Raw genomic sequence first — 14,342 nt, 5'->3', positions numbered from 1 at the left:
GCGTCCCCGGAGCGGGCGGAAGCGACTTACCCTGGACGCGTGCCAAAGACGAAAAAGGCGAAGTCCGACAAATCGGCCACGGGCTCCGCGCAGGCGAAGGCCACCAAGTCCGGGAAGCCCGTGAAGAAGGGCGACGAGAAGGGACTCGACTTCGCTCGCGCGTGGGTGGAGTTCCCTGATCCCGCCGACGACGAGCAGGTCTTCCGGTGCGATCTGACCTGGCTGACCTCGCGCTGGAACTGCATCTTCGGGAGCGGCTGTCAGGGCATCCAGGCGGGCCGCGCCGACGACGGCTGCTGCACGCTGGGCGCCCACTTCTCCGACGAGGACGACGAGAAGCGCGTGGCCGGGCATGTGGCCCGGCTCACGCCGGAGATCTGGCAGCACCATGACGTGGGCACGGAGACGGGCTGGGTGTCCAAGGACGAGGACGGCGACCGCCAGACCCGCCCGTACGAGGGCTCCTGCATCTTCCAGAACCGTCCCGGCTTCGCCGGCGGCGCGGGCTGCTCGCTGCACATCCTGGCCGTCAAGGAGGGGCGCGAGCCGCTGGAGACCAAGCCGGACGTCTGCTGGCAGCTCCCCGTGCGTCGCACGTACGAGTGGATCGACCGGCCCGACGACACCCGGGTGCTCCAGGTGTCCATCGGCGAGTACGACCGCCGCGGCTGGGGACCGGGCGGCCACGACCTGCACTGGTGGTGCACGTCGGCGACCTCGGCACACGGCGCCGGCGACCCGGTGTACGTCTCGTACCGTCCGGAGCTGATCGAGCTGATGGGCGAGGCGGGGTACGACCGCCTGGTCCAGCTCTGCGAGGAGCGGCTGGCCTCGCAGCTTCCGCTGCTGGCACCGCATCCCGCGGATCCGGTGGGCTGAGTCCCCGTACGGGCCCCGCGGCCGGTGGGCCCGGGTCCTACGGCGCGCCCGTTCCCGGGTCCCCGCTGTCGCCCGGCACCGGAGGGTCACCCGGGTCCGGGGAGGACGTCTCGGTGGCGGTGGGCGTCGGCGTCGGGTCCGCCGGAGTCGGGGACGGGTCCTGGCTGGGGGTCGCGGCCGGGGTGGATCCCGGCCCTGAGGGGGTCGGGGAGCTCGCTGTCGGGTCCGGTTTCCCGCCGGGGTGGGACGAGCCCGCCTTCCCGTACCCGGTGATCGTGACCACCGCGCCCGCCGGGGCGATCGCCACCCGCGCGGTCCAGTGGCCCGCCGGCTCGCGGAGGTGGTCGACGTACACCTTGACCGTCAGCGACTCGCCCGGATCGAGCGTTCCCGAGGACTGGCTGAGGTAGAGCCAGGGCGCGCCGGTACGCGCGGACCAGCGGACCGGGGAGCTGCCGGAGGCGGTCAGCGTGACCAGGGTCGTGTCCCCACTGGTCCCGGCCGCCACCGCCAGGTGTCCCGGGGTCGTTCCGCGGGCGCTGACGACCTCGACGGAGACGTCCGAGGAGCCGCCCTTGGTGAAGCGGGAGCCGGGGCCCGCGCTGGCGTTCCCGGCGTTCTCGTAGCCGCCCGCCTGCCCGCCGTCCAGACCTTCGGGATCCTGGGCCTCGCTCGTGCTGGCAGGACGGCCGTCCACGCCCTCACCGGTCAGGGGCGCGCCCCGGTAGGCGGCCCAGAGGGCGAGAACGGGCGCCGCGACCACGGTGGCGACGATCGTCGTCGTGACGGCCCGCGCGCGCAGACGGTCTCTTCGGGCGGCGTGGTCCTTGGGATCCATCGGAAAGCCGCGCCGGTCGAAGCGCGGGGCGCTGCTCCGCGCGCGGGGGGCGTACGCCATCGCGGTGCGCAGGGCCGCGAGCGGGGCCTGGAGCACGGGAAGCGCCGCGGGCGTGACGCTCGTGCCGGGCCAGGCACCGGGGGCGGCGCGTTCGGCGGTGCGGCGGCAGCGCGGGCAGTCGTCGACGTGCCGGACCAGCTCGCCGCGCAGGGTCGTGCTCAGCACGAGCCTGCTGTCTCCGGTGAGCCGGGCGACGCTCGGGCAGGCGCCGGTCTCCACGACGGCGAGGGCCGCCCGGGTGCGTTCGACCTCGCAGGCGGCGGAGGCGAGCAGCTCGCGCGCCACGACGAGGTCCATGCCGAGGACGGCGGCGACCTCGCGGGCGGCGAGCTGGTGGCGCACCGCGAGTTCGAGCGCCTCGCGCTGTTCCGGCGTGGTCCCGGCGGCCTCCGGCCAGGCCAGCAGGGAGAGTTCGCGACGGCGGTGGTCCTGGACCTCCTCGGACACGGGAGCGGCGCTCAGTACCTCGGCCGCGCGCCGGTCGGCGGCGGCCTTGTGCGCCGCGTCGAGGGCGGTTCCTTCACGGGGTCCGCCCGCGGGTCCCTGCGGGGCGCCCCTGTGAGACCCCTGCCGCCCGGAGGCGTGCGCGGCCTGGCGCCTGCGCCGGGCTTCGGTGAGCTTGCGCAGACAGGACCAGCGGGCGAGCGCGTAGAGCCAGGCCCTGCGGTCGCCGGCCGCCTCCGGTCCGCGCGGGCCGCGCCGCTCGGCGAGCGCCAGGGCGTCCCCCAGGGCGGCGGTGGCCGCGTCGTGGTCGCACAGGACGGACAGGCAGTAGGTGAACAGGCCGTCCAGGTAGGGCTCGTACCGCGCGGGGGGACGCTGGACCAGGGTGTGGGGGGTCGCGCCACGGGCCACGGCCACCCGCTTGCGCGTGGCTCCGTGCGCCCGGTGTGCGCCGGTGGTGTGCGTGGAGGTCTCCGGACTGCTGCTCATCACCCGTGCGACCGTAGGTGCCCGGGCCCGGGCCCTTCCTCCCCCTTGAGCACATTTAATCCGTACGGGTGAAACGATCCCTCATAAGGGGACAGGAATCCCCGACCCCTGGCCTGGGCCGTCACGGGTGGCGATGGCAGTCCATGGCAGATGGGACGGCCACGGGCCCGGGCGGGCCCGGTCGCGCGGGGGTGGGAACGGGGCACGGGGGCTCTCGGCGCTTGCCCCGAGGGGCACGGGCCCGCACGGGGCAGGGCTCCGCGCGGGGCAGGGCTCCGCGCGGGGAAAGGGGCTTCGGGGGCCTGGGATGCGACGACCCGGGCCGCGGCGCCCAGGACCCGGGGGTGGGGTGCGGAGCCGGGCCCGGGTGGGGTCGTACCGTCGCGTGCCGCGTTGTCAGTGGCTGCGGCTACGGTTCGGTCATGGCTGTCCGTACGAAAACCGCGAAGGACCGTCCGTCCTACCGCTGCACCGAGTGCGGCTGGCAGACGGCCAAATGGCTCGGCCGTTGCGCCGAATGCCAGGCATGGGGGACGGTCGAGGAGTACGGCGCGCCCGGTGTCCGTACGACCGCGCCGGGCCGGGTCACCACGTCCGCGGTGCCCATCGGACAGGTCGACGGCCGTCAGGCCACCGCCCGCAGCACCGGCGTGCCCGAGCTGGACCGTGTCCTCGGCGGCGGACTCGTGCCCGGAGCCGTCGTCCTCGTCGCGGGCGAGCCCGGCGTCGGCAAGTCCACCCTCCTGCTGGACGTGGCGGCCAAGTCGGCGAGTGACGAACACCGCACCTTGTATGTGACGGGCGAGGAGTCGGCCAGCCAGGTGCGGCTGCGCGCGGACCGCATCAAGGCCATCGACGACCACCTCTATCTCGCCGCGGAGACGGATCTGTCGGCCGTCCTCGGCCATCTGGACGCGGTGAAGCCGTCCCTGCTCATCCTGGACTCCGTCCAGACCATCGCCTCCCCGGAGATCGACGGCGCGCCCGGCGGCATGGCCCAGGTCCGGGAGGTGGCGGGCGCGCTCATCCGGGCTTCCAAGGAGCGCGGCATGTCCACGCTGCTCGTGGGCCATGTCACCAAGGACGGCGCGATCGCCGGGCCCCGGCTGCTCGAACACCTCGTGGACGTCGTCCTGTCCTTCGAGGGCGACCGGCACGCGCGCCTGAGGCTCGTCCGAGGGGTCAAGAACCGCTACGGCACGACGGACGAGGTCGGCTGTTTCGAGCTGCACGACGAGGGCATCACCGGGCTCGCCGACCCGTCGGGGCTCTTCCTGACGCGCCGCGCCGAAGCCGTCCCGGGGACCTGTCTGACCGTCACTCTCGAAGGCCGCCGTCCCCTGGTCGCCGAGGTCCAGGCGCTCACCGTGGACTCCCAGATCCCCTCCCCGCGCCGTACGACATCCGGTCTGGAGACCTCCCGCGTCTCGATGATGCTCGCCGTCCTGGAGCAGCGCGGCCGGATCAGCGCTCTCGGGAAGCGGGACATCTACTCGGCGACGGTCGGCGGGGTGAAGCTCACCGAGCCCGCCGCGGACCTCGCCGTCGCGCTCGCCCTGGCGTCCGCCGCCAGTGACGTCCCGCTGCCCAAGAACCTCGTGGCGATCGGCGAGGTGGGGCTCGCGGGCGAGGTCAGACGGGTCACGGGCGTCCAGCGCCGGCTGGCCGAAGCCCACCGTCTGGGCTTCACCCACGCCCTCGTACCGACCGATCCGGGCAAGGTCCCCGCCGGCATGAAGGTCCTGGAAGTGGCCGACATCGGCGCGGCTCTGAGTGTCCTTCCGCGCTCGCGTCGTAGAGAGGCCCCACGGGACGAGGAGCAGCGCCGGTAGACTTTGCCCTGGTCTCGCCCGTCCGTACGAACCGAGCGCGACCGGAAACCCGCGACCGGAGGAGTGCAGTGGCAGCCAACGACCGGGCAGCAGCTCCCGGAAAGTCCGGTGGGAGCTCCGGTGCCGATGGCCTGATGCGCGCCGCACTCAGCGCCGTGGCACCTGGCACGGCACTGCGTGACGGGCTTGAACGGATCCTCCGCGGCAACACGGGCGGACTCATCGTGCTCGGCTCCGACAAGACCGTCGAAGCGATGTGCACGGGTGGATTCGTCCTGGATGTCGAGTTCACGGCGACGCGTCTGCGCGAGCTGTGCAAGCTCGACGGCGGCATCGTCCTCGACAAGGACATCACCAAGATCCTCCGGGCGGGGGTGCAGCTCGTGCCCGACCCGACGATCCCGACGGAGGAGACGGGCACCCGGCACCGCACCGCGGACCGGGTGAGCAAGCAGGTCGGCTACCCCATCGTCTCGGTCTCCCAGTCGATGCGCCTGATCGCCCTGTACGTCGACGGTCAGCGCCGTGTCCTGGAGGACTCCGCCGCGATCCTCTCCCGCGCCAACCAGGCGCTGGCCACCCTGGAGCGCTACAAGCTCCGCCTGGACGAGGTGGCGGGCACGCTGTCGGCGCTGGAGATCGAGGACCTCGTCACGGTCCGGGACGTCTCCGCGGTCGCCCAGCGCCTGGAGATGGTGCGCCGTATCGCCACCGAGATCGCCGAGTACGTGGTGGAACTGGGCACGGACGGGCGGCTGCTGACCCTCCAGCTCGACGAGCTGATCGCCGGCGTCGAGCCCGACCGTGAGCTGGTCGTCCGGGACTACGTGCCCGAGCCGACCGCCAAGCGTTCGCGCACGGTCGACGAGGCGCTGTCCGAGCTGGACGCGCTCAGTCACGCCGAGCTCCTCGAACTGTCCACGGTGGCCAAGGCGTTGGGCTACACCGGCTCTCCCGAGGCGCTCGACTCCGCGGTCTCCCCGCGGGGGTTCCGTCTCCTCGCCAAGGTGCCGCGGCTGCCCGGCGCGATCATCGACCGGCTCGTGGAGCACTTCGGCGGTCTCCAGAAGCTGCTCGCCGCGAGCGTGGACGACCTCCAGACGGTCGACGGCGTGGGCGAGGCCCGGGCCCGCAGCGTCCGCGAGGGCCTGTCCCGTCTCGCGGAGTCGTCGATCCTGGAGCGCTACGTCTAGGACCCGTGCGGCGACGTCCGCCCGACGGGGCGAACGTCGCCCGCCGGGGTGCCAGGAGTCCTCGCGAGGGGACCCGGGCCCCGGGTCCGCCGGAGTTCACTTCCGTCGCGGCGGGCGCGCTCAGTCCTTGGACAGGACGAACGACGTCTGCGCCTTCGCCAGTCCCGGTGCCTTCGCCTCGACCAGGTAGGTGCCCGCGGAAGCCGAACCCGAAGGGGGCGTGGCGCACGCGGGGGCGCCGGGCTTGCGGTCCCACTTCACCGTGTGGACGGCCTGGCCGCCGGCCGGAACGCGGAACAGCATGGCGGCGGCGTCCTTCGGGCAGTCGTCCGAGGCCCAGATGTCCTTGTCGTCGCCCGCCTGAGTGATCGTCAGAACCGTGCTCTTCGGGCCGAGATCGACCTTGCAGTCGCCGCCCGAGGCGTTCTTGGCGATGAGCTCGATCTCGGGCTGCTCTCCGGGCGCGTAGGTGTTGCGCACGCTCTTGAGCGTCAACTTCACGGCGCCCGGGGTGCAGTTGGGGACGGTGGAACCGGCCGGGAGCCGGTCGGCCGCCCCGCCGCCGCCGTTCTTGGCACCGTCGTCGGAGCCGGCACCGCCGGTGCCCGATCCCGTGGAGCCGTCGCCCGAACCGTCGCCCGAGCCGTCCCCGGAACCGTCGTCCGACGCGCCGCCGTCGCCGCTCCCGCTCCCGCCGCTGTCACCGCCGCCGCTCGACTCGTCGCGTCCGCCCGGGTGTTGGCTGATCGCGGGGCCCGAACCGGAGGGTCCCGGCGTGATCGTGGAGGCGGGATTCTTGCCGTTCGACCCGCCGGCGCCGTTGTTGCCGCCCCCGCCTCCGGTGCCGACCACCCAGACCGTCAGAAGCGCCAACAGCCCTAGTACGGACAGCAGAACGGCCCTCCGACGCCAGTAGATGGTGGAGGGTAGCGGCCCGACCGGATTGCGCAGAGATCCCACGGCGCAAACTGTACGAGAGATCGACCCCGCCGCAGGCCCCACCCGCCGCCCCGGTACCAACTTTTCCGGATCATCATTCCGGCGGACACCCGTCCCGGGGCCGTGACGGCCGCGTATGCGGTCTTTCACCACCGCCCGCCCCCGGCGTCGTCCCCGCATCCTCACCGCCGCATGGCAGGATCGACATCGCCATGACTGCACCCACCAGGCCCACCGGGCCCATCCGGAACGCCCCCGGCGAGGACCTCCACACTCCCGTCATCGCCTGGTTCGACGAGCACGCCCGCGATCTGCCCTGGCGGCATCCCGATGCCGGCCCCTGGGCGGTGATGGTCAGCGAGTTCATGCTCCAGCAGACCCCCGTCAACCGTGTCCTGCCCGTCTACGAGCAGTGGCTGGCCCGCTGGCCGCGCCCCGCCGATCTGGCGAAGGACGCGCCCGGGGAGGCGGTCCGCGCCTGGGGACGGCTCGGCTATCCGCGCCGCGCCCTGCGTCTGCACGGCGCCGCGGTGGCCATAGCGGAACGGCACGGCGGTGACGTACCGACCGATCACGCGCAGTTGCTGGCGCTGCCCGGCATCGGGGAGTACACGGCCGCGGCGGTCGCCTCGTTCGCGTACGGCCAGCGCCATCCCGTCCTGGACACCAACGTCCGCAGGGTCTTCGCCCGAGCCGTCACCGGCGTGCAGTACCCGCCGAACGCCACCACGGCCGCCGAGCGCAAGCTCGCCCGCGCCCTGCTGCCCGAGAGCGAGAGCACGGCGGCGCGCTGGGCCGCCGCCTCCATGGAGCTCGGCGCACTGGTCTGCACGGCGCGGAACGAGGCGTGCCAGCGCTGCCCGATCGCCGCGCTGTGCGCCTGGCGGCAGGCCGGCAAGCCCGAGCACGACGGACCGCCGCGCAAGGGGCAGACGTACGCGGGCACGGACCGCCAGGTGCGCGGAAAGCTGCTGGTCGTTCTGCGGGAGGCGCACGTGCCGGTTCCGCAGACCGCGCTGGACCGGGTGTGGGACGAGCCGGTGCAGCGGGGCCGCGCGCTCGACGGACTCGTCGCCGACGGACTGGTCGAGCCGCTCCCCGGCGGTCTGTATCGGTTGCCCCTCACCTAGGGCCTGCCCGGCAAATGCCATAGCCGGATCAACCAGGCCATAGGGCCACGTTCCTCTACCCCGTTCCCATAGCCGTTACACAACCGACGGACAGCCGAGTGCTGGCCGCAGGCTGTCTCGGACAACCCCGTGACAACGGCTCCGTAGCTTCAGTGCCGTACCGCAGCGAGTGCCGCCCGACCGGCGGCACGGCAGCGGCGGTTCGCAGGCAACGGACAACCGGCAGCAGGCGGGTCGGAAACGGGGACGGAGGCGGTTGATCATGGCGCAGGGCGAGGTGCTCGAATTCGAGGAGTACGTCCGAACCCGGCAGGACGCGCTGCTGCGCAGTGCCCGCCGTCTGGTCCCCGACCCGGTCGACGCCCAGGACCTGCTCCAGACCGCGCTCGTGCGGACGTACGGCCGCTGGGACGGCATCGCGGACAAGCGTCTCGCCGACGCCTACCTGCGCCGCGTGATGATCAATACGCGTACCGAGTGGTGGCGGGCCCGCAAGCTCGAGGAGGTGCCCACCGAGCAACTGCCGGACGCGTGTGTGGAGGACGCCACCGAGCAGCACGCGGACCGTGCGCTGCTGATGGACATCATGAAGGTGCTGGCACCCAAGCAGCGCAGTGTGGTGGTGCTGCGACACTGGGAACAGATGTCCACGGAGGAGACGGCCGCCGCGCTCGGCATGTCGGCCGGAACGGTCAAGAGCACGCTGCACCGGGCGCTGGCCCGGCTCCGCGAGGAGCTGGAGAGCCGCGACCTGGACGCCCGCGCGCTCGAACGTGAGGAGCGGGAGCGTTGCGCGGCCTAGGAGTCCGGGGCAGAACGGCCCTGAAGGCGGGGAGTTCGGCGGCTGCCGGGCTCGCCGCCCTCGGCCTTTTCGTGACCGCGTGCGCCACCGGCGGCACCGGTGCCCGCGACGAGGGTCCGGCGGGCAGCGACGCGGTCGCCAAGGGCAGCATCAAGCCCGTGGTCTCCGGCTCGCCCTCCACGTCCCCGCGGCGCGTGGACGCGGTCAAGCTCGTCAAGGGCGATCCGGCGGTCAGCGCGGCGGTCAAGCGCGACCTGAAGCCGTGCGTCGCCGACGAGTACCCGGTCGACGTGTCGTACGGGGACCTCACCGGCGGCTCCGCGAACGACATCGTGATCAACGTGATGACCTGTGCCGACGCCGTGGGTGTCGGCAGCTACGTCTATCGCGAGGAGAACGGCCGGTTCCAGAACGTCTTCAAGGCCGAGGCGCCTCCGGTCTACGCCGAGATCGACCGGGGCGATCTCGTGGTCACCCAGCAGCTGTACGAGAAGGGCGACCCGGTGTCGTACCCGTCCAGCGAAGAAGTGATCACCTACGGCTGGTCCTCGACACGCTTCGTCGAACAGTCCAGGATCCACAACGACTACAGCAACGCGGTGGGCGGCTCCCCTTCGCCCGCCCCGGACGCGAACTGAGAGCGGGCGGAGCAGCCGGATGGCAGAACAGACCCACGTCCTGTTCGTCGAGGACGACGACGTCATCCGCGAGGCCACACAACTCGCCCTTGAGCGCGACGGCTTCGCGGTCACGGCCATGCCCGACGGGCTGTCGGGCCTGGAGGCGTTCCGCGCCGACCGTCCCGACATCGCCCTGCTGGACGTGATGGTCCCCGGGCTCGACGGTGTGTCGCTGTGCCGCCGTATCCGCGACGAGTCCACCGTGCCGGTCATCATGCTGTCGGCGCGCGCCGACTCGATCGACGTCGTGCTCGGCCTGGAGGCCGGCGCCGACGACTACGTGACCAAGCCCTTCGACGGTGCTGTGCTGGTCGCCCGTATCCGCGCGGTGCTGCGCCGCTTCGGGCACGCGAGCGGTGGCGCGGGCGCTGCGGCCGACGGGGCCGCTCCGGTGGAGGGCGGGGTGCTCGTCTTCGGTGAGCTGGAGGTCGACACCGAGGGCATGGAGGTGACCCGGGGCGGTGCGCCGGTGGCGCTGACGCCCACCGAGATGCGGCTGCTCCTGGAGTTCTCGTCCGCGCCGGGCACGGTGCTGAGCCGCGACAAGCTGCTGGAGCGGGTGTGGGACTACGGCTGGGGCGGGGACACCCGGGTGGTCGACGTCCATGTGCAGCGACTGCGTACGAAGATCGGCCAGGACCGTATCGAGACGGTCCGCGGCTTCGGCTACAAGTTGAAGGCCTGAGCACACCATGCGGGGGATATTTCAGCGTTCCGCGGCGGGGAAGCCCTCGGCCGCGGCGCGGGCACGGGTTCCGGGGGGACGGGTGGAAGCGGGGGCCGGCGTGAGCACGGGTTCGCGCGAGGGGACCGGCGCCGGGCCGGGTTCCGGCCGGGGCGAGGTACTCGGCGGGGGCAGGGGCGGCGGGCCCGGCGCGGTCACCGGCCGGGGCCGGGGGATCGGCATCGGGATAGACCGGTGCACGGATTCGGGTACGAGCATCCGTACGGGCATCCGCTGGAAGCTCAGCACCGCGATCGCCCTGGTCGGCGCGCTGGTCGCGGTCGCCCTGAGCCTGGTCGTGCACAACGCGGCCCGCGTCTCGATGCTGGACAACTCACGCGACCTGGCCGACGAGCGCATCCAGCTCGCCGAGCGCATGTACGGGCCGGGCCGGCCGCCGCCGTTCGGGGCGAAGATAGACGATCCCTCCATTCCGTCGGACCTGATGGTGAAGGTCTCGGAGGGGCGGCGGGCGACCTACGTCTCCGACAGCGCGACCGGTGTGCCGGACATCTGGGCCGCCGTGCCGCTCAGGAACGGCCAGGTGCTGTCCTGGCACGAGCGGTTCACGGACCGCAACGCGGACGTGATGAAGGACCTCGACCAGGCGCTGATCATCGGCTCGATCGCGGTCGTCTTCGGCGGCAGCGCGCTCGGTGTGCTGATCGGCGGCCAGTTGTCGCGCCGGCTGCGCAAGGCGGCGGCCGCGGCGAACCGGGTCGCCAAGGGCGAACCGGACGTCCGGGTCCGGGACGCGATCGGCGGTGTCGTGCTCGACGAGACCGACGACCTGGCGCGGGCCGTGGACGCCATGGCCGACGCGCTCCAGCTGCGCATCGAGGCCGAGCGCCGGGTGACCGCCGACATCGCCCATGAACTGCGCACCCCGGTGACCGGGCTGCTCACGGCGGCCGAACTCCTGCCGCCCGGCCGTCCCACCGAGCTCGTACGGGACCGCGCGCAGGCCATGCGCACGCTCGTCGAGGACGTCCTGGAGGTCGCCCGGCTCGACGGGGCCTCCGAGCGGGCCGAGCTGCAGGACCTCCTGCTCGGCGAGTTCGTGGCCCGGCGGATCTCCGCCAAGGGCGCGGACGTCGAGGTGCGGGTGGTGCACGAGTCGGAGGTCACGACGGACCCGCGCCGACTGGAGCGGGTCCTGCTCAACCTCCTGGCGAACGCGGCCCGGCACGGCAGGCCGCCGATCGAGGTCACCGTCGAGGGCAGGGTCATCCGCGTCCGCGACCACGGGCCCGGTTTCCCCGAGAAGCTCCTCGCCGAGGGGCCGAGCCGGTTCCGCACCGGCAGCACCGACCGTGCGGGAGACGGCCACGGACTCGGCCTCACCATCGCCGCGGGCCAGGCCCGGGTGCTCGGTGCACGGCTGACCTTCCGCAACGTACGGCCCGCCGGGGCTCCGGAAGGCGTGCCCGCCGAGGGCGCGGTCGCGGTGCTGTGGCTGCCGGAACACGCGCCGACGAACACGGGCAGCTACCCGATGCTGCCGCCCTCCGGGAAGTAGCCGCGGCGGCGGGCGCCGGTCCTGCCGGGTCCGTCCTAGCGGCTCCAGTCCTTGTCCAGGTCGAGCTCGCCCTCACGGTGCTGGGTGAAGGAGAACCAGTTCCCCGAGTCGTCGCGGAACAGCGCTTCCGTGCCGTACGGACGCTCCTGCGGTTCCTGGAGAAACTCCACGCCGCGGTCCTTGAGCTTCTTGAAGTCGCCGTGGATGTCGTCGGTCCGCAGCACGCCCGCGCCAAGCACGCCCTTGGCGATCAGCTTCTTCATCATCTCCGCGGACTCGGGGTCCATGGCGGGCGGTCCGGGCACCATGAGGGTCAGGTCGATCCCGGGCTGGCCCGGGGCACCGACCGTGAGCCAGCGCATGCCGCCCTCGCCCATCGTCATGTCCGTACGGACTTCGAGCCCGAGCTTCTCGGTGTAGAACTCCTTGGCCCGGTCCTGGTCGAGGACCCAGACGGTCGAGATGGCGAGTCCTTTGATCATGGTGTGCTCCAGGTGTGCGGGATCGCGAGGTGCGCGCGATCGGGCCCGGTCGTCGTCGGCCGCGCGCGCTCTGCCACGGTAGGCACCCGCCCCGTCACGGCGCTTCTCCGGAATTGCGCTCTCCGGCACCGGTGCCGTCATCGGCTGCCGCGCCCGGCCCGGTCCGGAAGCCGCCGGCCCAGAGCATCGCGTAGCAGCCGGGTATGAGGGCGGCACCCCGTCCGACGTGCTTCGCCCGGTACTCGCTCGGCGTCATCCCGGTCCATGTCCTGAAGCGCGAGGAGAAGGTGCCGAGGCTGCTGAAGCCGACCAGATGGCAGATCTCGGTCACCGAGAGGTTCGCGGTGCGCAGCAGGTCCTCCGCCCGGTCGATGCGCCGGTGCGTCAGATACCGGCCCGGGGTCTCGCCGTACGCCGCCTTGAAGGCGCGTACGAAGTGATACCGCGAATATCCGGCGCGCGCCGCCAGCGCGTCGAGATCGGTGCCGGGCTCGGCCCAGTCCCGGTCGATGACGTCCTTGGCGAGTCGCAACTGCCGCATCCGGTCCACGTTCCCGATGGTGGCACGCGGCACTGACAGTGACCCCGCGCGGAAAAGGCCGGCACAGCGCAGGAGAAGGCGGGCACAGGAGAAGGCCCCCGGGGCGGACAACGCCGGGGGCCTTCGGTGTGAGGAGTTCAGGGGCCGGGAGGGCCGGCCCCGCGATCAGGTCAGACCGGCTCGGCGAGCTGGACCTGGGGTGCCGCGTCCGACGCCTCGCCCTCGCCGGGCTTGGGCGCGCCCGCTCCCTTGAGGGCGACCTCCTTGACGAACACCGACGAGATCATCACGATCACGGCCACCGACGCGCCCAGCAGGAAGGCCGAGTGCGTACCGGCCGACACCGCGTGCTGGTAGGCCTCGCGCGCCGCCGCCGGCAGCTTCGCCAGGCTCGCCGCGTCGAGCTGCGGGGACTGCTCGGTGATCTTCGAGCCCAGGGCGCCGGCCTTCTCGGCCATGACGTCCTTGACGCGGTTGTTGAACAGCGCGCCCATGATGGCGACACCGAACGACGAGCCGAGCGTACGGAACAGGGTGCTGGAGGAGGACGCGACGCCCATGTCCTTCATCTCCACGCTGTTCTGCGCCACCAGCATGGTGACCTGCATCAGGCAGCCCATGCCCAGGCCGAGGACGGCCATGTAGACGCCGGACATGAAACGGGTGGTGTCCGTGTCCATCGTCGACAGCAGGTAGAGGCCGATCACCATCAGCACACCGCCGAGGACGGGGAAGATCTTGTAGCGGCCGGTGGCGGTGGTGACCCGGCCGGCGACCATCGACGTCACGAGCATCGCGCCCAGCATGGGCAGCAGCAGCAGACCGGAGTTGGTCGCGGACGCGCCCTGCACCGCCTGCTGGTACAGCGGCAGGAACAGCGTGGCGCCGAACATGGCGAAGCCGGTGACGAAGCCGATGATCGACATCAGCGTGAAGTTGCGGCTGCGGAAGATGTGCAGCGGCAGGATCGGCTCGGCGGCCTTGGTCTGCCAGAAGACGAACCCGACCAGCGCGGCGACACCGAGGCCGATGAGCTCCATGATCCGCGCGGACGACCAGGCGTACTCCGTGCCGCCCCAGGTGGTGACGAGGACGATGGAGGTGATGCCGATCGTCAGCAGCACGGCACCGAGGTAGTCGATGCGCGTCTCGGACCGCTTCTTCGGCAGGTGCAGGACGATGCTGATCGCGGCGAGCGCGACCGCGCCGAGCGGCAGGTTGATGTAGAAGGACCAGCGCCAGCCCCAGTTGTCGGTGATGGTGCCGCCGATCAGCGGACCGCCGATCATCGCCAGCGCCATGATGCCGGCCATCATGCCCTGGTACTTGCCGCGCTCACGGGGCGGGATCAGGTCACCGATGATCGCCATGACGCCGACCATGAGACCGCCGGCGCCGAGACCCTGAATGGCCCGGAATCCGATCAGCTCGCCCATGTTCTGGGCCATGCCGCTGAGCGCGGAGCCGATCAGGAAGATCACGATCGACGACATGAAGGCGCCCTTGCGCCCGTACATGTCGCCGACCTTGCCCCAGATCGGGGTGGAGGCCGCGGTGGCGAGCGTGTACGCCGTCACGACCCAGGAGAGGTGTTCGAGTCCGCCGAGCTCACCCACGATGGTCGGCATGGCCGTGCCGACGATCATGTTGTCGAGCATCGCCAGCATCATCGTGAGCATCAGCGCGAGCAGGACCACGCGCACGCTGCGCTGCGGCTTCTCGCCCTCGACCGGTTTCCCGGTCACCTCAGCGGCCGGTTCGGCCTCTTTTGTCTTGTCCGCCATCGCTTC

Annotated in this window: 13 protein-coding genes; 8 read left to right on the top strand and 5 right to left on the bottom strand. The window is 72.1% G+C overall.

Annotation, left to right across the window (positions count from 1 at the left end; genetic code table 11):
• The first annotated feature begins 39 nt into the window (after positions 1-39).
• Complete coding sequence (locus tag ACF07B_RS37815) at positions 40-879, top strand: hypothetical protein (protein ID WP_384235324.1); 840 nt, start codon at positions 40-42, stop codon at positions 877-879.
• 37 nt (positions 880-916) lie between these two features.
• Here ACF07B_RS37815 and ACF07B_RS37810 read toward each other — a convergent pair whose 3' ends face one another.
• On the bottom strand, positions 917-2,710 hold the full coding sequence (locus ACF07B_RS37810; protein WP_392182247.1) for a hypothetical protein: 1,794 nt from the start codon (positions 2,708-2,710) through the stop codon (positions 917-919).
• Between the two features lie 422 nt (positions 2,711-3,132).
• Here ACF07B_RS37810 and radA point away from each other — a divergent pair, with 422 nt between their 5' ends.
• Positions 3,133-4,542, top strand: coding sequence for a DNA repair protein RadA (radA, locus tag ACF07B_RS37805; RefSeq protein ID WP_362395915.1), 1,410 nt, complete (start codon positions 3,133-3,135; stop codon positions 4,540-4,542).
• A 68-nt stretch (positions 4,543-4,610) separates the two neighbouring features.
• Entirely contained in the window at positions 4,611-5,735 is a 1,125-nt protein-coding gene (gene disA / locus ACF07B_RS37800; protein WP_326786298.1) for a DNA integrity scanning diadenylate cyclase DisA, read from the top strand.
• A 120-nt stretch (positions 5,736-5,855) separates the two neighbouring features.
• On the opposite strand, the gene ACF07B_RS37795 is transcribed toward disA, so the two are convergent.
• Entirely contained in the window at positions 5,856-6,695 is an 840-nt protein-coding gene (locus ACF07B_RS37795; protein ID WP_392182246.1) for a hypothetical protein, read from the bottom strand.
• Between the two features lie 191 nt (positions 6,696-6,886).
• On the opposite strand from ACF07B_RS37795, the gene ACF07B_RS37790 reads away from it, so the two are divergent.
• From ACF07B_RS37790 to cseC, 5 genes are all read left to right on the top strand, one after another.
• Complete coding sequence (locus ACF07B_RS37790) at positions 6,887-7,804, top strand: A/G-specific adenine glycosylase (RefSeq protein ID WP_392182245.1); 918 nt, start codon at positions 6,887-6,889, stop codon at positions 7,802-7,804.
• Positions 7,805-8,066: 262 nt separating this feature from the next.
• A complete protein-coding gene (locus ACF07B_RS37785) occupies positions 8,067-8,606 on the top strand; it encodes a SigE family RNA polymerase sigma factor (RefSeq protein WP_328449706.1) in 540 nt (179 codons plus the stop codon).
• The gene (locus ACF07B_RS37780; RefSeq protein WP_392182244.1) at positions 8,594-9,244 is read left to right on the top strand and encodes a hypothetical protein; all 651 of its coding nucleotides are present in this window, start codon (positions 8,594-8,596) and stop codon (positions 9,242-9,244) included. The genes ACF07B_RS37785 and ACF07B_RS37780 overlap by 13 nt, the downstream gene beginning before the upstream one ends.
• Before the next feature lie 19 nt (positions 9,245-9,263).
• A complete protein-coding gene (gene cseB, locus ACF07B_RS37775) occupies positions 9,264-9,971 on the top strand; it encodes a two-component system response regulator CseB (protein ID WP_369485164.1) in 708 nt (235 codons plus the stop codon).
• Between the two features lie 7 nt (positions 9,972-9,978).
• Positions 9,979-11,529, top strand: coding sequence for a two-component system sensor histidine kinase CseC (gene cseC / locus ACF07B_RS37770; RefSeq protein ID WP_392182243.1), 1,551 nt, complete (start codon positions 9,979-9,981; stop codon positions 11,527-11,529).
• A gap of 35 nt (positions 11,530-11,564) precedes the next feature.
• On the opposite strand, the gene ACF07B_RS37765 is transcribed toward cseC, so the two are convergent.
• The 3 genes from ACF07B_RS37765 to ACF07B_RS37755 form a co-directional block, all read right to left on the bottom strand.
• Positions 11,565-12,011, bottom strand: a complete 447-nt coding sequence (locus tag ACF07B_RS37765) for a VOC family protein (protein WP_392182242.1) — start codon at positions 12,009-12,011, stop codon at positions 11,565-11,567.
• 94 nt (positions 12,012-12,105) lie between these two features.
• On the bottom strand, positions 12,106-12,552 hold the full coding sequence (locus tag ACF07B_RS37760) for a helix-turn-helix transcriptional regulator (RefSeq protein ID WP_392182259.1): 447 nt from the start codon (positions 12,550-12,552) through the stop codon (positions 12,106-12,108).
• Between the two features lie 170 nt (positions 12,553-12,722).
• A complete protein-coding gene (locus tag ACF07B_RS37755; RefSeq protein WP_392182241.1) occupies positions 12,723-14,336 on the bottom strand; it encodes an MDR family MFS transporter in 1,614 nt (537 codons plus the stop codon).
• Positions 14,337-14,342 lie beyond the last annotated feature (6 nt).

The sequence above is a fragment of the Streptomyces sp. NPDC015532 genome (assembly GCF_043078065.1).
Classification (GTDB): domain Bacteria; phylum Actinomycetota; class Actinomycetes; order Streptomycetales; family Streptomycetaceae; genus Streptomyces.
This window is presented reverse-complemented; position numbering and strand designations above follow the sequence as displayed.